A 20,117-nucleotide genomic window follows, 5' to 3' on the forward strand; every position below is an offset into this window, starting at 1 on the left:
TCAGACTGTAGACAAACTCAATGAATTTTGAGTTTGCCTACAGTCTTTTTTCTTTTACAATAAAATAAAGTAAAGCCGTTGATTTCCACTACGGGCGGACGCTTTCCGCGGGCGGGGTCTAGCTGCTTCCCTCGCTTCGCTCAGTCCAGGATCTCGACTTTCCCGCTTTTCCCGCAGGAGTCGCCACCCTTCGTTCCAATCAACTTCTACATAAAGAATTCCTTATTCATCTATTGATAAAAAGTACACTTTCGAGGTGATCAACCATGATGACGAAAAATCAAATCAATGAACGTGAACAATTAGAAATGCTAACGATTGATCAATTAGTTCCCCAAGATCATTTAGTACGAAAACTAGAGGCGGCTATTGATTTTTCATTTATCTATCCTTTAGTAGAAAACCTCTACTCTGCCAAAGGACGCCCTAGTATTGATCCTGTTGTTCTCTTTAAAATGACGTTTATTCAGTACGTTTTTGGTATACGGTCCATGCGTCAAACCATCAAAGAAATTGAAACGAATATGGCGTATCGTTGGTTTTTAGGATTTGGCTTCCAGACAGAAGTCCCGCATTTCTCTACCTTCGGTAAAAATTATGTCCGTCGCTTTCAAGACACTGATATATTTGAGCAGATATTCTATCGTATATTAAAAGAGATTATGCATCAAGGACTCCTCCATGCAGACCATTTATTTATCGATTCTACGCATGTGAAAGCGAGTGCGAATAAACGAAAGTATGATAAAAAAGTTGTGCGAAAAGAAACACGGGCTTATGAAGAGAAACTTCAATTAGAGTTAAATATTGATCGTGAGGAACACGGAAAAAAGCCCTTTTCCCCGGAGAAATTTGAAAAAGAAGAATGGAAAGAAATAAAGGAAAGCACGACAGATCCTGAAAGTGGGTATTACGTGAAGGATGAACGTACGAAACAGTTTGCGTATTCTTTTCATGCAGCGACAGATGAAAAGGGCTTTGTCTTAGGTGCCATTGTGACTCCGGGAAATGTGCACGATAGCCATGTATTGCAGCCACTTGTTGAAAGAGTCATTCAAAACGTTCAAAAACCAATCGCTGTTGCGGCAGATGCAGCCTATAAAACACCAGCGATTACGAACTTTTTATTAGAGAATCAAATGTTGCCTGTTCTTCCGTATACACGTCCTAAAACGAAAGATGGATTCTTCCGAAAGCATGAGTATATATATGACGAGCACTATAATTGTTATCTTTGCCCACAAGGGCAGATATTGAAGTATGCAACAACGACGAAAGAAGGATATCGGCAATATAAATCGAATCCTTTGATTTGTGCGAAGTGTCCAAGCCTTTCCAAGTGTACAGAAAGTAAGCATCATCAAAAACTCATTCAACGCCATATCTGGGAGTCGTATGTGGAGGAAGCTGAACATTTACGCCATTCCTATGACATCAAACAAATCTATGCAAAGCGCAAAGAAACGATTGAGCGTGTCTTTGCCGATGCAAAAGAAAAGCATGGTATGCGATGGACAACCTTAAGAGGTCTGAAAAAATTGTCCATGCAGGCGATGCTTACTTTTGCTGCCATGAATTTAAAGAAACTGGCTACTTGGACGTGGCAAGTAGCTTAAGAGAGCAACTATGCTCGAAGAGTATGTTGGATTTGGTAATCTATTACCAAATATCAAGCCGACATAGGAAGAAAAATGATAAAAGCCCTCGAGAGTGAACTTCTCGAGGGCTTTTGTCTACAGTCTGAATCCTGATTGTTATTATGACAATCAGGATTTTCTTTATTTACTAAAGTAATAGTTTATAGGACGACCAATGCCACCATAATGGACATCCATTGTGATTTCCTCTTGTTTTTCAAGGTAATCTAAATATCTTCTAGCTGTTACGCGGGCAATGCCAATTCCACTGGCTACTTCTTCCGCTGAGGCACCATCCACCGATTGTAAAAAGTGCACAACCTTTTCAAGTGTTGTACGATTAAAACCTTTTGGGAGATTTTTTTCGGATTTCAATGTAACAGATTGATCCAACATAGTTTGTCCATCACGATAATGAAATAACTGATCTAATTCTCCCTGTGTGAGCTCTCGTTCTGTTTGAGTTTGCTTGTTAAAGCGTAAATAATTGTCAAGTGTCCCTTTAACACGTTCAAAAGAAAAGGGCTTCATAATATAATCAAAAACACCTAGATGCAGTATCTGTTTCACTGTCTCCATATCATTTGCGGCCGTCACGGTAATAACATCTACTGGTAGATCAAGCTCACGTATTTTGCGTAAGCTTGTAATACCATCTTGCTCTGGCATAAAAATATCCATAAAAACTAAATCAGGCTTCAGTTGACAAATTTGCGTAATGCCTTCTAACCCATTAGGTGCCTGTCCAACCACTTGAAAATGCTCTACCTTTTCAATAAATTGACGATTTACCTCTCGTACCATTGGATCATCCTCAATTAATAATACTCTAATCTGTGTCACTGCTAGCCCTCCATCCCATTATGAATAATAAAAGGTGATTAAAAAACTTGTTCCTTTGTTAGGCTCACTGATGACTTCGATGTCACCCTGCCCTTTTTCGACAATTTCCTTTATTAAAAATAACCCTATTCCACGGTAGTTTTTCTCTTTTGTAGAATAACCATTATCAAAAATGTGCTGCTTGACCTCTTCCGTCATGCCAACACCATTATCGGTTACTAATATGGCTAATACGTCATCATCTTCATCCACAGAAACATGAATCACCTTCTCCTCGACCTGTACATCCTTTAATGCATCAAACGCATTTTCTATCAAATTACCAAAGAGAATGACGAAATCATGATGATCCAAATTAGCTGGAAATGATGTAAATCGGCTTTCACGGTCAATTTCCAATCGAATTCCTTGTTCCTTCGCATAGGAAATTTTACTGAGCAATAGCCCAGAAATATTTTCATTTTTTATTCGTTCGTTTAAAAAGTTAGTGATTTCATCATGCTCTTCCTTCACTTGTGTTAAGTAAGAAAGTGCCTGTTCATGATGACCTAGCTGTAAAAGACCCGCTATCGTATGCAGTTTATTTTTATGTTCATGTGTTTGTACACGAAGGGCTTGGACAAATGCTCTAACGCCTGTTAATTCTTCGGCAAGCTTTTTCACTTCCGTACGGTCTTTAAACATGGCCACTGCCCCAACAGTTTCGCCATTAACCTGTATCGGAATTCGATTACTCATAATACTATGATTATTAATATACAGCTCACGATTAAATAACGGCTGATCCAGCTCTAAAATTTCAGGAAGTCGTGTATCTGGCAAGACATGAAAAATTTTCTGTCCAATCAATGTAGAGGGTTTTTCATAAACGCCTAAGATATCACAGGCCTTTTCATTAAAAATCGTAATGGTCAAATCATTATCGATAGCAATGATGCCTTCGTGCATGGCATTAAACGTTTCTGTCCGTTCTACATACATTTTGGCAATTTCATGCGGCTCTAACCCAAACATTTGCTTTTTCATATGAAGCCCCAATGTTCGTGCTCCCCATACACTAAATAGTAAGGATAATAGTAAAGTAACCATTAGTTCGGTTTGCATTGTTTGCAGTAACTCCACTACCGTAAGAACACTGTACCCTACTACTGTAACACCTATTTGTTGTCCTTCATGGTTCATAATCGGAACAAACGCACGAACCATATTACCGTGTTCTCCACGTGCAATCGACGTATAGTAATGCTCTGAAAAAGCGGCGTTTAAATCTCCAGATTGAGATATTCGACCAAGTTCCTGGCTATTAGGATGGGAATATTTTCGTCGTTGCATATCAAGAACAACAATATATTTTGCCCCATTGATATCACGGATTTCCTCTACAACAGGATTAATATGCTGTACGGCATCATAGTAATTTTCACTAGCAATATATGTTTTTATTTCAGGAAGCTGAGAGACGGTTTTTGCTACAAGGAGTGCTTGATCACTTAGTTTGGTCTTTTGCTCATTCATGACAAAACCTAACAAAAAAGTACCGCCAATGCTAAAGGAAAGCATGAGAATAAAAAAAGTCAGAGACATAATTTTTCTTTGCATGGATAACTTCTGAAATTTCAACTGACCGCCTCCCTCCTACTATATTTTAGCTTACTCCATATGTTAGAATAACAAAAACATCAGAAAATACGAATTAATTGGGTGTATACAATGAAAAAATTTATTATTGGTACGATTATAACTGTGCTTGTGTTAATCCTCACTATCAGTGTTCAACAAGGATTACTATTCGCCAAGCCACTTCCCTATGATGATGAGCAAAAGGGTTTAGACACACAGATAACAATTCATTTAAGTCATGTCGTCGCTGAAAATACCCCTAAAGGCCAAGCTGCCAACAAATTTGCTGAGCTAGTAGAAGAAAAAACAAACGGGAAGGTCAAAGTACATGTCTACTCCAACTCCTCTTTATTTAATGATGAAAATGAATTTCAGGCATTGCAAAAGGGAGAAGTGGAAATGATCATCCCTACTTTTTCTAAAATGACAGCTTATGTTCCTAATTGGCAGGTGCTTGATTTACCCTTTCTGTTTAATACAAATGAGGAAGTAAAGGAAGTCCTAACGGGTTCTATTGGTGAACAATTGGTTAATGAGCTAGAGCCGTTCCATATTAAAGGGCTTGGCTTTTGGTACAATGGGTTTAAGCATCTAACCTCTGTTGAGCAGCCTATTCATAACTTTGAAGATTTACAGGGCTTACGAGTGCGTACGATGCCAAGTAAAACATTAGAAAAGCAATTTGAAGTGGTCAAAGCAACACCTATACCTATTTCTTTTAGTGAGGTCTTTTCGGATTTAGAGAAGCATGCAATAGACGCACAAGAAAATACCGCTTCTAATATCTATTCAAAGGGTTTTTACAAAGTACAAAAGCATATGACTATCACTCAGCATGGGATTTTAGGCTATGCTGTGTTAATGAATGAAACCTTTTGGAATTCTCTACCTATCAAAATTCAGCATCAGTTGTTGGATGCTATGAAAGAAACAACCGATTGGCAATTTGAGCAGGCTGAACTTATGAATGAACAAGATATGGACAAGCTGAAACAGCTAGATGATTTTGATGTGTATACAATGAGTCCCCAAGAAAGACAGCGCTTTAAGGAACAACTTGCACCTGTTTATGATTTTTATAGAGCCCATATTCAAAACGATCAAATCTTAGCAGAGATTGAAAAAATCGTTGATCCCTAATACTTTTGTTCATTAATGAAAAATCCTTACAAAACGTAAGGATTTTTTCTATTGTATTATAATAGATTCGCGAATCTCACAACTACTATAAAACAGCTTAAAACCCTTGATATTACTAGCCTTAATACCCCTTTCTCTCAGAATGAACAAAATGAACAATACAACCATTACGGTCATAAACACTATTGTCGGAAAATTTCAGCTATGATAACCACATGAAAGCGTTCACACAATATTCATAGATGTTGTAGGGGGAGAACTATATGCGGATAAATTTTAAAAACTTAACAGTACAAGTATTGATTGCCATTGTACTAGGGATTATCGTCGGAGCAACATTCCCAGAATTCGGGGCAAAGCTCAAAATCTTGGCGGATATATTTATTAAACTTATTAAAATGTTAATAGCACCAATTATCTTCTTAACAGTCGTAATCGGCATTGGTAGCATGGGGGATGTCAAAAAGGTTGGTAAAATTGGTGGAAAAGCTTTAATTTATTTTGAAATTGTTTCAACTTTTGCCCTTGCAATTGGCTTAATCGTTGTCAATATTGTTCAACCAGGTAAAGGTTTTAATACAGATGCAGCAAGCGGTGCTGATGTTTCACAATATACAGACGCGGCGGCTGCAGAGCATGGTTTAGGTGCATTTATTATGCAAATTATTCCTGAAAATGTAGTTGGTGCTTTAGCAAATGGTGAATTATTACCAGTCTTGTTCTCAGCTGTTTTATTTGGACTAGCTGCGGCGGCGATTGGAGAACCAGCTAAACCTGTTATTAAATTTTTCGAGCAAGTTGCAGATATTTTCTTTAAAATCGTTAACATGGTGATGAAAATTTCTCCTATTGGTGCGTTTGGTGCCATGAGTTATACAATCGGAAATTTTGGACTTAAATCATTAGGAAACTTAGGATTTTTAATGCTATCTGTTTACATTACAATGTTCATTTTTATTGTTGTGATCATTGGATTGATTACCCATTACTTTGGCTTTAGTATTTTTAAATTTATCAAGTACATTAAAGATGAAATCTTTATCGTTATCGGAACATCTTCATCTGAATCTGCATTACCTTCCATGATGCGTAAGCTTGAAAACTATGGTTGTTCAAAGCAAGTGGTTGGGCTGGTGATTCCTACAGGCTATTCATTTAACTTAGATGGAACATCCATTTACTTATCAATGGCTGCTATCTTTATTGCGCAAGCCTATGGTGTGGATTTAGATGTTTGGCATCAAATTACGCTATTAGCCATCTTAATGCTTACTTCTAAAGGGGCAGCTGGTGTAACAGGCTCTGGCTTTATTACACTTGCAGCAACATTAGCAGCCTTCCCGATGATCCCAGTAGAGGGGATTGCCCTTTTAATCGGCGTAGATCGTTTCATGTCAGAAGCACGTGCAGTTACAAATCTAATTGGTAATGGTGTAGCTACAGTGGTCGTGTCAAAAATGGAAAAAGAATTTGATACAGAGCAGGAAAAGCGTGCTCTATCCGGTCATACCCAAATGTCATAAAATGAACAGGCTGCTGAAAGCGGAAATAATTTGCTACTTCAGCAGCCTGTTCTTTTATTTTTAAAGAGGCAAGTAGATAAAAAACACCGTAGAGCTAGTTTCTTGAAACCTCATCGACTACCTACTCGTATAAATAATGACTGGAGGTTTCTTTATGACAACTTTTACACTTACCTATCCGAAGGGCTTTAAAAGCTTCACTGATATTCCAATCGTGAATGAACAGAACGAAACAGTATGTGTACTTCAAAAAATGGAGCGTACCTCTGCTGGTAAAGTACTGAATGCTGTCTTGCTGGTAGCTGCACAGCAAACATTACCGTACCGTTATGAGACACGAACTACTTTAGGTGCACCACTTTTTCAAGTACAATCTACCCTGTTAACAAAAGGAGTCAGCCATCAAATTGTTATGCCTGATGGCAGCTTGATACCCATTCAACGGAAAACAGTGCAATTATTAGAATCCTCTTATTCATTTACAATGGACGATTTAGAATTTCGTTTTGAAAAGGATTTTACCTCTACTGCTTATTTATATTGCAATGATGAAAAGATTGCGAGTGCAAGCTCTATTGAGACTGAGCTAGTACAGATAGGTATACAGTTTAAGCTTTTCCATGCGGATGATATGCGCTTTGTTGCACTCCTAGCAACTCTTTATCAAGCTCTCTTTGCAACAACTACATAGCTGCTTTAAACATGTCAAAGGCATCGAGCATTAAAATCTCGATGCCTTAATCCTATGTTATTTTTCTACACAGCTAATTTATTTTTTCTCGTTGGGCATTTAATATGTTAATAACATAGGAAGCATTTTGTGATGCTTTTGCTTGTACAATCTTCTTGATGGCTTCTTCCATTCTTAAAGCTAACTCAAGTGCCTCATGCGTAGCGCCCTTTATCGTTGTTTGTATGGTAATGGTTGTTCGATTTTCAATAACTAAATATTCATATACGTCAAAAGCTTCTAAGCCCGCAATTAAATCTTCCATCAAAAGGTTCATATCATCCCCCATTATCTTGTTGTTATCAAGCAAGGAGGTAAACTCCCATCTTTCAAAAACTATGGGATAGTCCTTTAAGGGAGACGTTTTTAAAGCATTTTTTGCTATGGATTCCATATCTTTTTTAATTGACTGGAAATAGTCTTCTCCGCCTACAACTTGGATTACTAATTCCTTTTCTTCCGTCGTTTTAACGTCAATGCCGACATACTTTTCAAGTAGCTTATCCTTCAATCGAGCCAGACTCAACTCTTCATTTGTTATAAGCGATTGAGCCTCTTTATTTGCTTCTGACCTTTTTTCTCCTGCAAATCTATCAAATAGGACCAACATAGATATAATGACTACCAACAGTCCGATGACAAGCCCAAACCGTTTACCCATTGAATCCCTCCTGATAGGAAGGTATGTCCCCTTTTACTACAATATTCGCTTTTCTAGCTTGAAACAGCACATACTTTTCATATTAAAATGCAGTGTCCATACAGTATCTCCACTTTTCATAAGGGAAATTGTATCGCTTATTTTTCCCTATATATTCCGGGACGCGAAATAAATTTGCTTTGTTTTGTCCTTTCTGTGTCATGCTTCTCAAAAAGGAGTACACTTAAGAAGTAGTAATTCTATCATTATGGAGGGTTTTATATGGCATCAAAAGCAGCGGATATTAAAAATATACTAACATTAAATCTGCTTGTACAAATCTTAGAGGAACGTGGCATTATGACAGATAAAGAACTAAAAGAGCGTCTCACCAATACAGTAAAACTATCTTCGATGGAGAATGATTTAAAGGAAAAAGTCCTTGAAGAAATCAAACATTAATGGATTTTACCTCATCAAAAAACGACCGCTTTCTGAAAGCGGCCGTCTGAATCAAAGCTTTAAGTTTAGGATCGAATTGTTTTCAAAGCAGTTGACCATGGCACAAGCTGATCTAACATTTGATGAACTGAATCTGCTTGCACCTCTTTTGGTTTAAAGACAGAGCCGTTTTCAAAATCAGTAAATAATGATAATGCTGGATGTACTCGAACATCTGCAACTAGCAATTCTCCGAGAATTCCTCGTAGATGCTCTGCTGCACGCGCACCTCCAACAGAACCATAAGAGACAATACCAGCAGCTTTATTGTTCCATTCAACTCGTAAATAATCTAATGCATTTTTTAATGCACCTGTAATGGAGTGATTGTACTCCGCAACAATAAAGACAAAGCCGTCACAAGCTGCTACTTTTTCTGACCATGCAGCTACCCCAGAAGTATCTCCACCTGGTTCCCCTAAAAATGGTAATTTAAATTCAGCGATATCAATTATTTCATATTCCGCATCACGACGTTTTTCCGCAACTTCCTTTACCCAAGCTCCAACTTGTGGGCTTACACGACCTTCTCGCGTACTTCCTAAAATAATACCGATTTTTAACATATGACGCCTCCTCTTATCATCCATTCTTGTGACTCCATCACGGTTTATCGTACGTGTTCGCCACTCGTAACCATTTTGGTCAGAAAAATATCCCTTTATTCATCACCCGTTAATTAGCTCTGAATAGTTAGAATTGAATTATCTCTAATTCAAGATTAAGGTATCATCAACCATTCTTTCCTGTCAAATATTTAATCTAGAGGGATAAAGAGGATTATTTTGTTTTAATGGGCTGCTCCAATGCCTCTAATTCCTCTTCAATAGAGGCGTATTGTCTTTCCACAACATACTTGGCATCTGACAAGGCAGCATTATAAATATAGGGGGCAATATGCTCTTTGATAAAATCTAACATACGTTCAGCTTCAAATTCACTAATGTCTTCATCACGCTGATTATAAAAAAAACGTTGAATATCAGCAAGAATCATTTCCTGCTGATCTTTAGATAAACGAATAAACAAGACAACTCTCTCCACTTCTGTTAATCAATTTTCTCTACATCTTATCACTGTTCATAGATTCCTTGCATTCAAAAAGGCTGAAACACTAGTACTGCTAGCGTTCAGCCCCATCTCATTGTTTACATTCAAATGAGTAGCTAGTGGATAAAAAGTTTTTCTCCTTTGCTACAATTGCTTGTCCACCATCATCTTCACATTGCTGTGTCATTGCATCGATTTTCTTATCATTGACCATATTGGTCATCACCGTCATACCAATACCAAAAACAACGATGAATAAACCAATCATGATCCATAGCTTGCCTGCTTTATTACCAGCTGGTCTTTCATTAGCCATATTAGTTCCCTCACTTATACAAATAAAAATGGTTCTGTATGGATCGTTGATTGGATGAATTCAACCAAATATTTTTTATCCTCACATAGTTCAGCCATTTTTTTTGCTACTCCTGCAATCATTACCTTTTCTACATGATGACCAGGATCTACTATTTGCAGATCAATGGCTTGTGCGTCCTGAGCTGTATGGAAGTACATATCGCCTGTTAAGAAAACATCAGCTCCTGCACGTTTTGCCGCATAGATATATTTATTACCATCTCCACCAACAAGCGCAACCTTGCTGACCTTCGATTGTAAATCACCCACTACACGCACAGCTGGCACATCTAGTTGCTGTTTAACGAATTCAGCAAATTGTTGTAACGTCATGTCCTTTGTTAAGTAACCTACACGCCCTAATCCCATCACATTTGTTTGCTGCTCAAGACGTATCACATCATAGGCAGGCTCCTCATAAGGATGACTAGTAAGCATGGCCTTTAACACGCGGCCTTTAATAGATTCAGGAAAAACAACTTCTACCTTTACTTCTTCCTCCACATGTAATTCACCAACAGAGCCAACGAACGGATTAGCTCCTGCTAATGCACGGAACCGACCTTCTCCAGTCGTTGTATAACTACATGCTTCATAGTCGCCAATACGACCCGCCCCAGCTTTTGCAAGCGCCTCACGTAATGCTTGGGCATTAGCAGTTGGTATAAAGACTGCCAGCTTCAACAAATTCTCAGCATACGTTTCTTCTAATATTGACCGGTTTTTTAGCTGTAGGGCATCTGCTAATAAATCATTTACCCCACCTTCGGCTACATCTAAATTTGTATGAGCGGCATATACAGCAATATCGTGTTTAATGAGCTTTTCATATAAGCGCCCTGCTGGATGATCTGTGCGGATATTCGCTAGGCGTCTAAAGATTGGTGGATGATGTGCGATAATCAGCTCACAGCCTTTTTCTATTGCCTCATTTGCCACGGCTTCATTGACATCTAACGTCACCAAAACTTTACTTACAGGTTTGTTGAGGGTCCCTATCGCTAGTCCAATTGGATCATTGTCCATACAAGCTAGTTTTTTGGGCGACCATGCTTCGAACACTTGAATAACTTCTTGGCCATTTACCGTTTTCATCTTACAAAACTCCTTCTACTAAATGTATCAGAGCCGTTAACTCTGCACGCTTTTCTTCAATTTCAGGTGTTTGTTCTGCTCCTTCAATGGATTGTAGTACACGTTGCCAATTGTCTTTTTCACGCAACCATTTTTTCGTAAATGCTGGCGATTTACGCAGGCTTAGCTTAGGTCCAAACAAAATCTCTGCTGTAGAGAGCTCCATTTGCCCTCTTTGTAACACAAGGATTTCATAGATTTTATCATCTTCCTCTAAAATCTCTTCATCAAGAATCGCCCATTGATGTGCTAAAGCCCACTCACGGATAACCTTGGCGTGAATATTTGGCTGTAGGATTAGACGTGTGACACCTTGAAGCTTTTCTGGATGCTTCTCTAGAATGGAAACAATTAATGGTCCACCCATGCCTGCTATTGTCACCGTATCCACATGGTCAGCTTCTTCTATCGCTGCTAAACCGTCTGCAAGGCGTACTGTAATTTTTTCAGTTAAGTTTTCCTTCTGTACTTGTCCTACCGCCGATTCATAGGGTCCTTTTACAACTTCCCCTGCTATGGCATATGAGGCAGTCCCTTTGTGAATTAAATAGCATGGTAGATAGGCATGGTCACTACCAATATCCGCCATGACTGCTCCTGTAGGAACAAATTTCGCTACTGCTTCTAATCGCTTTGAAAGTTTTTGTGCGTTCATTTTTATACCGCCTATCTTCAATAGAGTCCATTAATAGTATGGATGATGTCGTGAAAAAAAACAAATGGAGTTGTCTCACATTTCTATGTGGACAACCCCATCTTCATGATGCTTAAATCTAAAAAGTAGCTGTACTATTTCAGTACAGCTACTTGTCAGTTTTACTATTCTAAAGTAGAAATGTATTCAGCGATTGCTTTTGCTTCCTCTTCAGTTTTCATGTTTGGTTGCATTGGAGTACCTTCGATACCCTTTGTTAAAACTTCTACGATATGTGCTTCATCTAAGCCATGTAGATTTGGACCCATACTACCAGTTAAGTCACCACCATGACAACCGATACAAGATTGTACTAGTGCTGAACCATCAGCTTCTGCATCTGTTGTTTCTGTAGTAGTTTCGCCACCACCCTCATGTTCAGCAGCAATTTCTTTCTTGTTATCTGCACCTTGTAAAGACATGAAGAAAATAAGACCAATACCAAATGCCAGAATTAAGATGTAAGGAACGACTGGATTGTTTTTCATAAGTTTCCCCTCCTCATTTTAAGTCTACTTCTATTATAATATAGAATCAGTCAACATCTAATATTGTACTTCATTAACAAAGAAACGAAAAGCCCTATTCGCTAAGTTTTCCTTTGTTTGTAACAAATTCGACATTTCTGTATCTATTGGATAAAATATGTCTTGCCAACATCCAAAATTGGTCAAATTTATCCTTTTATACAATTTCTTTTTCATTATATTTATGCTGTTATCATACCCTTTTCACTCATTGATATACCCAAAATTAAAAAATCTGTACGTTTTTAATTAGCGTACAGATTTTGAATCTTCTGAGGTAAAAACTTTAACATGATACTGACCCTATTATAGATAAATTGTCACAAATTATGGTTTTATATAAACACTAAAGATCAATTAAGTTTCTAACCTGATTTAGTAGATGGAGTTCCTTGTACATCGATAGAAATACCATTTGCTAAATCAGGATAAATTTATGATATAGTACCCAACTAGTGCTATTAATCCTAAAGCACCTGAGACTGTGAAATATAGAAGTTTCATTTTAATACCTGACAAAAGCCAAATGACACAATTTGCTGCAATCAAGCAAAATAAAACCGTATTATTTCCACTAAAATATGTAGTACAAATGCGGATCGACATACTAAATAACAGGATGGCCGCTAGTACATGAAAAATGGGAGCTAGTAGATGTTTTTTTCGAGCCATTTGCCACGCAGCAATAAATAAGATGCATGCACCTACTCCCACGATTACTGTAAAAATCAATGTTAAAGATTGCATTGTAAAATAGAGTGCCAAAACAGCCATTATGGCGATACATAGACCCACTACCAATAGGATCATTTTTCTTTTTTCTGATGGCAAGACCGCTTGTTTAGGATGTTGCACTGGTTCTAACTCCTCTATGTCAGCCCCCTCCGTATAAAGAGCTGCTAAAAAGTCACAATAGTGCTCAGGTAAAAGTTTATTTTGCTTCCAAAACAAAATTTCATTAAGGATTATTTTTTTGCGAGGATTTGTCATAGTGTTAGCTCCAAACATTGCTTAATAATGGTTGTATTACAATTTTATCTCACACTATTTGAAAACACATCTGTATAAAGTCGCAAATCTAGCATTTCCCTCATTCTAATTATCTATGATTGCATAGCATCGATAGGTGAATAGCAGGGCTAATTTCTTTTTGTTGACTTTTCAATTCTATAAAAAAGGAGCTATACCAATTAGTCATTTTCTCACTACTTGGATAGCTCCAGCTATTTTAAATTTTATTCTAAGAAGTCTTTTAAACGTTTACTACGAGAAGGATGGCGTAATTTTCTTAGTGCTTTCGCCTCGATTTGACGAATACGTTCACGCGTTACGCCAAAGACTTTCCCAACCTCTTCTAATGTACGTGTGCGACCATCGTCTAACCCAAAACGTAAACGAAGTACGTTTTCCTCACGGTCTGTTAACGTATCTAGTACATCTTCTAATTGTTCTTTTAACAGTTCATAGGCTGCATGGTCGGAAGGAGATTGTGCTTCTGAATCCTCGATAAAGTCTCCTAAATGGGAATCATCTTCTTCTCCAATTGGTGTTTCAAGAGATACTGGTTCTTGTGCAATTTTTAAAATTTCACGTACTTTTTCAGGTGTTAAATCCATTTCTTCTCCAATTTCCTCTGGAGAAGGCTCACGACCTAAATCTTGTAAAAGTTGACGTTGTACACGTATTAATTTATTAATGGTTTCGACCATATGAACAGGAATACGAATCGTACGCGCTTGGTCAGCGATTGCGCGTGTAATCGCCTGACGAATCCACCATGTAGCGTAAGTCGAGAACTTAAATCCTTTACGATAATCGAATTTTTCAACAGCCTTAATAAGACCCATATTTCCTTCTTGAATTAAATCAAGGAATAGCATTCCACGACCAACATAGCGTTTTGCAATCGATACAACTAGACGTAAGTTCGCTTCCGCAAGGCGTTTACGCGCTTCCTCGTCCCCTTGCTCAATACGTTCAGCAAGTGCAATTTCTTGCTCAGCAGATAATAAATCTACTCGGCCGATTTCTTTTAAATACATACGTACAGGGTCATTGATTTTAACACCTGGTGGCACACTCAAATCATTTAAGTCGAAAGTTTCTTCGTTCGCTTCTTCTTTCATTAGACTTTCTTCTTCAAATTCTTCTTTTCCAATGATTTGAATATCTTTATGCTTTTCAAGATCCTCAGCAAAATGGAAAATTTCTTCATTTTCCAATTCATAAGGTGTTAGTTTCTCTGAAATTTCTTTCATTGAAATTTCACCCTCTGTTTTTGCTTTTTCTTGTAGGAATTTTTTTGCATCATCTAATGTAATTTCTACTTCTATCTCTTTTGAACGTTCTGACTTGTCCGCCATAAACCTTCCTCCTTCTAAACAACCGAATCGGGTTAAATCGCCGATAACGATTTTCTTAAATGAATAATCTGTTGGGCGATTTCAAGTGCACGTGCATACTCATGCATCTTCTCCGCTTCCTTTGACTCATGCATCTTTTGATAAATTTCTTGCTCAATTCTATATTTTTGAAGCTGACGGATAGAGTCCATAACCTCTGCCTCTGCTTGATCTGGATCTCGCTCAACTAAAGCCGCTTCCATGACAATTTTTCGTAATTCAGCGTCATCCAAAATTTCCACAAAACGTTGATAATCAGGATGACCATACTCCTCATAAAATCCAACTAAGCGAACAAAAACTGCCATATAGGCATCTCGTACAAATGGCTCTTTTTGCTCACTACGTAATACCCTGTCCACTACATCTATATTATGAAGCATATGAGCCAGTAATAAACGTTCGGCACGTTCGGCTGCGTCCATAGGCTTTTGTTGTTGCGTGACTGGCATTGAAGGTATCTGTGTAGGCATTTCTACTTTAGCAGAACGTACCTGATTAGCCTCCAGTTTTCGGAATTGGGCATAAATGGCTTCTTCCGAGATGTTTGTTTCATTTGATAGCTGTCGTATATACAAATCTCGTTCAACTGGTGAAGATCTTCCCACTAGCTGCTCAAGAACTTCTTGAATATATTGAAGCGTATCATTTTCAAATTGAAAGTTCTTATTTCGTCTAGCATGCATCATCATAAAAGCAATATACGCATGAGGGTTTTCCAAAATTTGTTCCTTAAATGCTTGTCCACCTAAAGTGTGAATGTATTCATCAGGATCTAATTTTTCTGGCAACACGGCAATATCGACTTTCAATCGCTCTGTATGCAGTAGCTGCGCCGCTCGTTTCGCTGCATCAAATCCAGCATTATCACCATCATAGCAAATCGTAATTTGCTCTACTAAGCGCTTTAGCTTTGTGATATGCTGATTTGTTAACGAAGTACCCATTGTCGCAACAACATTCATGACACCTACAGAGTTGGCTGCTAAAACGTCCATAAATCCTTCCATCAATACTACTTGACGATTTTTTCTGATAGAAGTTCGTGCTTTATCTAGGTTATACAGCACTTCACTTTTTTGGAAAATTGGTGATTCTGGACTATTTAAATATTTTGCTTCCTCACCATTGGATGAAAGGATACGTCCTGAGAAGGCAATAATTTTACCATTCTCATCTCGAATAGGAAACATGATACGTCCTCTAAAACGATCAAAATAACGCTCTTCTCCCTCTCTTTTGATGATTAAGCCACTTTCGGCAATTTCTTGTAAGTTATAACCTTTTCTTTCAAGCAATATTGTTAATGCATCAAAGCTTGGGAGAGACCAACCAATGTTATTAGATTCGATAAGTTCCCTTGTAAATCCTCTTTCTAGCAAATAATTTAAAGGTTCTTCACCATCTTCTGTATTCAACAGTAAATGATGAAAAAAATCTGCTGCAAAAGCGTGTGCTTCTTTCATCCTTTCTTCCGCTTTAGATATCTTTTTCGTTCCTCCAGGGAAACTTGGCTCAACATCTAAGTGTATGCCAACACGTTCCCCAAGTTTCACAACTGCATCAGGAAAAGAAATGCCTTCAATATCCATTACAAAAGTAATGGCATTGCCCCCTGCACCACAACCAAAGCAATGAAAAATTTGCTTGTCTGTAGATACAGAAAAAGACGGTGTTTGCTCTCCATGAAATGGACAGAGACCAAACCAATTTCGCCCACGCTTAGTAAGCTGCATGTATTCACTAATAACATCAACGATATCTGATTGTGTGCGAATCTGCTCAATTACTTCTTCTGGAATCTTCCCTGCCAAATCCATCACCATCTTTAATATTTGCGTTCTAGAAACACAATTCGCTATTCGTTTTAAAATTCCTTTATTTCTCGACAAAAAATTAGGATTTTTCTCTTATAAATATTTTTACCACAATTTTATTATTATAAAACAAAAATTAGTTTTTATCTATACCATTTTCAAAATCCACTCAAAAAAACCGCCTCTGCTAACCGAGGTGGTTTAAAATTCTATCCTTATTTACAGGTCAAAATATGTTCGATAATCGTATTTGCTGTCTCTTCAACAGCTTTATTTGTCACATCGATAACTTTACAACCTATTCTACCGACAATTTTTTCAAAATGCTGAATCTCATCAAGAATTCTTTCATGCTGTGCATAGATAGCATCATCATTCAAGCCGAGAGACATTAATCTTTCTTTCCGAATTGAGTTTAACTTCTCAGGGGAAATAATCAATCCAAAGCATTTTTTAGGGTCTATCTGTAATAGCTCTTCTGGTGGTTCTACCTCTGGCACTAAAGGTACATTCGCCACTTTATATTTTTTATGGGCTAAATATTGTGATAGTGGTGTTTTAGAAGTTCGTGATACACCAACTAGTACAATATCAGCCTGTAATAATCCTCTTGGATCTCTACCATCATCATATTTTACCGCAAATTCAATCGCTTCAATTTTTTTGAAATAATCATCATCCAGCAGATGAACAATACCAGGCGTTTCCAATGGATTTTCTTCCATAAAAGCTGCCATTGATTGTAAGGCTGGCCCTAAAATATCAACAGCCTGAATTTTTTCTTGTTCACATAAATCATGTAATAATTTACGCATTTCTTGGCGAACAAGTGTATAAACAATGAATGCTCGCTGTTGCGAAGCAAGAAAAACAATTTTACGGATAAGCTCCTCTGATTGAATATGTGGAAATCGACGAATCACAGTATTTTCAAGACCCGGTCGGAACTGGCTAATAACCGCTTTTGCAACTTGATCACCAGTTTCACCGACAGAATCAGATACAACAAATACGCGTAGTCTTTTCATGCAGCTCTCCTTCATTTAGACATTTTGTGCAAGAGATAAGAAAGCCCGTGTAATCGTTGTTTTTGTAAGACGACCAACAATCGTTAAACCACCCTCTTGCGGTTCAACTACTGGTAGTGAATCAACCTCACGTTCAATAAGTTTGTTCGCTGCAACAATTAAAGAATCTGATCTTTCACAGTACGAAATATTTGGCATACGCGTCATAATAATATGTACTGGAATTTTATTTAAATCCTGCGTGCCAATACTTGTACGCAGTAAATCTTTGCGAGATAGTACGCCTGTCAAAAACTCATTCTTATCTACGACAAAGAGTGTACCAACATCTTCTGAAAACATAAAGCAAATTGCATCATAAACCGTCATTGTTTCAGGGACAACTACTGGCCCTGAATGAAAATCCTTCACTTTTAAATTGTGAATACTATCTATTAATGTAACAGATGCCTTCTTACCTGAATAAAAATAACCAACCCTTGGTCTTGCATCCAGAAATCCTGCCATTGTTAGGATTGCTAAATCCGGTCTTAGAGTTGCTCTTGTCAGATTGAGACGTTCGGCAATATGTTCCCCCGTAATAGGGCCATTTTCTTTCACAATTTGTAATATGTCTTCCTGACGTTTATTGAGTTCGATTGGACTCACCGCCTCAAATCTAATAGTGTTATACTTATGCTCAATTATTATATACTATTTTAATAATTATTGCGAATTAAAGAACTACATGCTACAATATTGACACATACGCTTGCTCTATCAGTATTTTCGAGCAAATTGCGTTATACAGGCGATGATGGGAAAAAAGTATCTGTTCCATTCTATAGCGAGTAGAAGATGGTGAAAGTCTACACAGCAACAGAGAAAAGGCACTCCCTGAGCTAACTTTTTGAAAAGAGGTTTTAAACTACTCGTTTAAAACAATCAGGGTGGAACCGCGGGTATTAGCACTCGTCCCTGGGCATACATTGTGCCCGGAGACGGGTGCTATTTTCATTTAGTTGCAACTGAATGAAAAAACTATGGCGTTTTTACCGCTAAAACAACGTATTAAAAATTTAAAGGAGGCTATTTTATGGCTAACAAATCAATGGAAACCATCGTATCTTTAGCGAAGCATCGAGGCTTTGTCTTCCCTGGTTCTGAAATCTACGGAGGTTTAGCAAACACGTGGGATTATGGTCCACTAGGTGTCGAATTAAAAAATAATATTAAAAAAGCATGGTGGCAAAAGTTTGTTCAGGAATCTGAATACAATGTAGGTATTGATGCTGCTATTTTGATGAATCCAAAAGCTTGGGTTGCTTCTGGTCACGTAGGAAACTTCAATGACCCAATGATCGACTGTAAATCATGTAAGGCCCGCCACCGTGCAGATAAAATTATCGAAGACGCTGCATTAGCGAAAGGCGATGAAATCATTGTTGATGGTATGACATTCGACCAAATGAAAGAAACAATGATTAAATATGACGTAGTATGCCCTGATTGCGGAAAGGCTGATTTCACAGATATTCGCCAATTCAACCTCATGTTTAAAACATTCCAAGGTGTAACGGAATCCTCTACAAATGAAATTTATTTACGCCCAGAAACGGCACAAGGTATTTTCGTGAACTTTAAAAACGTTCAACGTTCTATGCGTAAACGTACACCATTTGGTATCGCACAAATCGGTAAATCTTTCCGTAACGAAATTACACCGGGTAACTTCACATTCCGTACACGTGAATTCGAACAAATGGAGCTTGAATTCTTCTGTAAACCTGGTGAAGACCTTGAATGGCATGCATATTGGAAAGAATTCTGTAAAAATTGGTTACTAAACCTAGGCATGAAAGAAGATTCGATGCGCCTTCGTGACCATGAGGATGATGAGCTATCTCACTACTCTAACGCTACAACAGATATCGAATTCAAATTCCCATTTGGCTGGGGAGAGCTTTGGGGTGTAGCAGATCGTACAGATTACGACTTAAAACAACATATGGAGCACTCTGGTGAAGATTTCACTTACATTGATCCTGTATCAAATGAACGTTATGTTCCTTATTGTATTGAACCATCATTAGGCGCTGATCGTGTAACATTAGCTTTCTTGTGTGATGCCTATGATGAAGAGGAACTAGAAGGTGATGATAAACGTACGGTTTTACGTTTCCACCCTGCTCTGGCTCCATTTAAAGCTGCTGTGCTACCACTTTCTAAAAAATTATCTGATGAAGCTACAGATGTTTGGGCTGAACTGCGTAAAGCCTTCCCTGTTGATTTTGATGAATCACAATCAATTGGTAAACGTTACCGTCGTCAAGATGAAATTGGTACACCATTCTGTATCACATATGATTTTGATTCAAAAGAGGATGGCCAAGTAACAGTACGTCATCGTGACTCTATGACACAAGTTCGTATGCCTATTGCTGAAGTAAAAGCATATATTGAAAAACACCTACAATTCTAATCACTTAAAAAAG

Annotated in this window: 20 protein-coding genes; 6 read left to right on the forward strand and 14 right to left on the reverse strand. The window is 37.8% G+C overall.

The window, feature by feature from the left end:
• Positions 1-266 precede the first annotated feature (266 nt).
• Complete coding sequence (locus B3D98_RS13415; RefSeq protein ID WP_288583520.1) at positions 267-1,616, forward strand: IS1182 family transposase; 1,350 nt, start codon at positions 267-269, stop codon at positions 1,614-1,616.
• Positions 1,617-1,778: 162 nt separating this feature from the next.
• On the opposite strand, the gene B3D98_RS13420 is transcribed toward B3D98_RS13415, so the two are convergent.
• Together B3D98_RS13420 and B3D98_RS13425 are read right to left on the reverse strand one after the other, a co-directional pair.
• Positions 1,779-2,480 carry a response regulator gene (locus B3D98_RS13420; protein ID WP_112118225.1) on the reverse strand — a complete coding sequence of 234 codons (702 nt, stop codon included), beginning with the start codon at positions 2,478-2,480 and terminating at the stop codon, positions 1,779-1,781.
• Between the two features lie 18 nt (positions 2,481-2,498).
• Positions 2,499-4,079 (reverse strand): ATP-binding protein, encoded by a 1,581-nt coding sequence (locus B3D98_RS13425; protein ID WP_422655543.1) that lies wholly within the window; start codon positions 4,077-4,079, stop codon positions 2,499-2,501.
• A gap of 111 nt (positions 4,080-4,190) precedes the next feature.
• On the opposite strand from B3D98_RS13425, the gene B3D98_RS13430 reads away from it, so the two are divergent.
• The 3 genes from B3D98_RS13430 to B3D98_RS13440 all read left to right on the forward strand — a co-directional run bounded on the left by B3D98_RS13430 (position 4,191) and on the right by B3D98_RS13440 (position 7,454).
• Positions 4,191-5,240 (forward strand): TRAP transporter substrate-binding protein, encoded by a 1,050-nt coding sequence (locus B3D98_RS13430; protein ID WP_048392207.1) that lies wholly within the window; start codon positions 4,191-4,193, stop codon positions 5,238-5,240.
• 263 nt (positions 5,241-5,503) lie between these two features.
• The gene (locus tag B3D98_RS13435; protein WP_048392206.1) at positions 5,504-6,763 is read left to right on the forward strand and encodes a dicarboxylate/amino acid:cation symporter; all 1,260 of its coding nucleotides are present in this window, start codon (positions 5,504-5,506) and stop codon (positions 6,761-6,763) included.
• A 154-nt stretch (positions 6,764-6,917) separates the two neighbouring features.
• Positions 6,918-7,454 carry a tubby C-terminal domain-like protein gene (locus B3D98_RS13440; RefSeq protein WP_048392205.1) on the forward strand — a complete coding sequence of 179 codons (537 nt, stop codon included), beginning with the start codon at positions 6,918-6,920 and terminating at the stop codon, positions 7,452-7,454.
• Positions 7,455-7,527: 73 nt separating this feature from the next.
• Here B3D98_RS13440 and B3D98_RS13445 read toward each other — a convergent pair whose 3' ends face one another.
• A complete protein-coding gene (locus B3D98_RS13445; protein WP_048392204.1) occupies positions 7,528-8,154 on the reverse strand; it encodes a hypothetical protein in 627 nt (208 codons plus the stop codon).
• Positions 8,155-8,415: 261 nt separating this feature from the next.
• Here B3D98_RS13445 and B3D98_RS13450 point away from each other — a divergent pair, with 261 nt between their 5' ends.
• A complete protein-coding gene (locus B3D98_RS13450; protein ID WP_054550103.1) occupies positions 8,416-8,595 on the forward strand; it encodes a hypothetical protein in 180 nt (59 codons plus the stop codon).
• Between the two features lie 65 nt (positions 8,596-8,660).
• Here the strand turns inward: B3D98_RS13450 and B3D98_RS13455 are convergent, their stop codons facing one another.
• The 11 genes from B3D98_RS13455 to B3D98_RS13505 all read right to left on the reverse strand — a co-directional run bounded on the left by B3D98_RS13455 (position 8,661) and on the right by B3D98_RS13505 (position 18,291).
• Positions 8,661-9,200, reverse strand: a complete 540-nt coding sequence (locus tag B3D98_RS13455; RefSeq protein WP_048392202.1) for an NADPH-dependent FMN reductase — start codon at positions 9,198-9,200, stop codon at positions 8,661-8,663.
• Positions 9,201-9,414: 214 nt separating this feature from the next.
• Positions 9,415-9,663 (reverse strand): DUF2164 domain-containing protein, encoded by a 249-nt coding sequence (locus tag B3D98_RS13460; RefSeq protein WP_048392201.1) that lies wholly within the window; start codon positions 9,661-9,663, stop codon positions 9,415-9,417.
• 112 nt (positions 9,664-9,775) lie between these two features.
• A complete protein-coding gene (locus B3D98_RS13465; protein ID WP_048392200.1) occupies positions 9,776-10,000 on the reverse strand; it encodes a hypothetical protein in 225 nt (74 codons plus the stop codon).
• 14 nt (positions 10,001-10,014) lie between these two features.
• A complete protein-coding gene (locus B3D98_RS13470; RefSeq protein WP_048392199.1) occupies positions 10,015-11,136 on the reverse strand; it encodes a Nif3-like dinuclear metal center hexameric protein in 1,122 nt (373 codons plus the stop codon).
• A 1-nt stretch (position 11,137) separates the two neighbouring features.
• Complete coding sequence (locus B3D98_RS13475) at positions 11,138-11,830, reverse strand: tRNA (adenine(22)-N(1))-methyltransferase (protein WP_048392198.1); 693 nt, start codon at positions 11,828-11,830, stop codon at positions 11,138-11,140.
• Positions 11,831-11,994: 164 nt separating this feature from the next.
• Entirely contained in the window at positions 11,995-12,357 is a 363-nt protein-coding gene (gene cccA / locus B3D98_RS13480) for a cytochrome c550 (protein ID WP_016993532.1), read from the reverse strand.
• Between the two features lie 462 nt (positions 12,358-12,819).
• Positions 12,820-13,386 (reverse strand): hypothetical protein, encoded by a 567-nt coding sequence (locus B3D98_RS13485; protein WP_004227167.1) that lies wholly within the window; start codon positions 13,384-13,386, stop codon positions 12,820-12,822.
• 245 nt (positions 13,387-13,631) lie between these two features.
• Positions 13,632-14,759, reverse strand: coding sequence for an RNA polymerase sigma factor RpoD (gene rpoD / locus B3D98_RS13490; RefSeq protein WP_004227165.1), 1,128 nt, complete (start codon positions 14,757-14,759; stop codon positions 13,632-13,634).
• Positions 14,760-14,791: 32 nt separating this feature from the next.
• A complete protein-coding gene (gene dnaG, locus B3D98_RS13495; RefSeq protein WP_288583674.1) occupies positions 14,792-16,624 on the reverse strand; it encodes a DNA primase in 1,833 nt (610 codons plus the stop codon).
• A gap of 206 nt (positions 16,625-16,830) precedes the next feature.
• Complete coding sequence (locus tag B3D98_RS13500) at positions 16,831-17,643, reverse strand: pyruvate, water dikinase regulatory protein (protein ID WP_066036445.1); 813 nt, start codon at positions 17,641-17,643, stop codon at positions 16,831-16,833.
• 15 nt (positions 17,644-17,658) lie between these two features.
• Positions 17,659-18,291: a helix-turn-helix transcriptional regulator gene (locus B3D98_RS13505; protein WP_004227151.1), complete on the reverse strand. Its 633-nt coding sequence runs from the start codon at positions 18,289-18,291 to the stop codon at positions 17,659-17,661.
• Positions 18,292-18,718: 427 nt separating this feature from the next.
• On the opposite strand from B3D98_RS13505, the gene B3D98_RS13510 reads away from it, so the two are divergent.
• Positions 18,719-20,104: a glycine--tRNA ligase gene (locus tag B3D98_RS13510; RefSeq protein ID WP_004227145.1), complete on the forward strand. Its 1,386-nt coding sequence runs from the start codon at positions 18,719-18,721 to the stop codon at positions 20,102-20,104.
• Positions 20,105-20,117: the final 13 nt, after the last annotated feature.

This window comes from Lysinibacillus sp. UBA5994 (assembly GCF_002429725.1).
GTDB classification, from domain to species: Bacteria; Bacillota; Bacilli; order Bacillales_A; family Planococcaceae; genus Lysinibacillus; species Lysinibacillus capsici.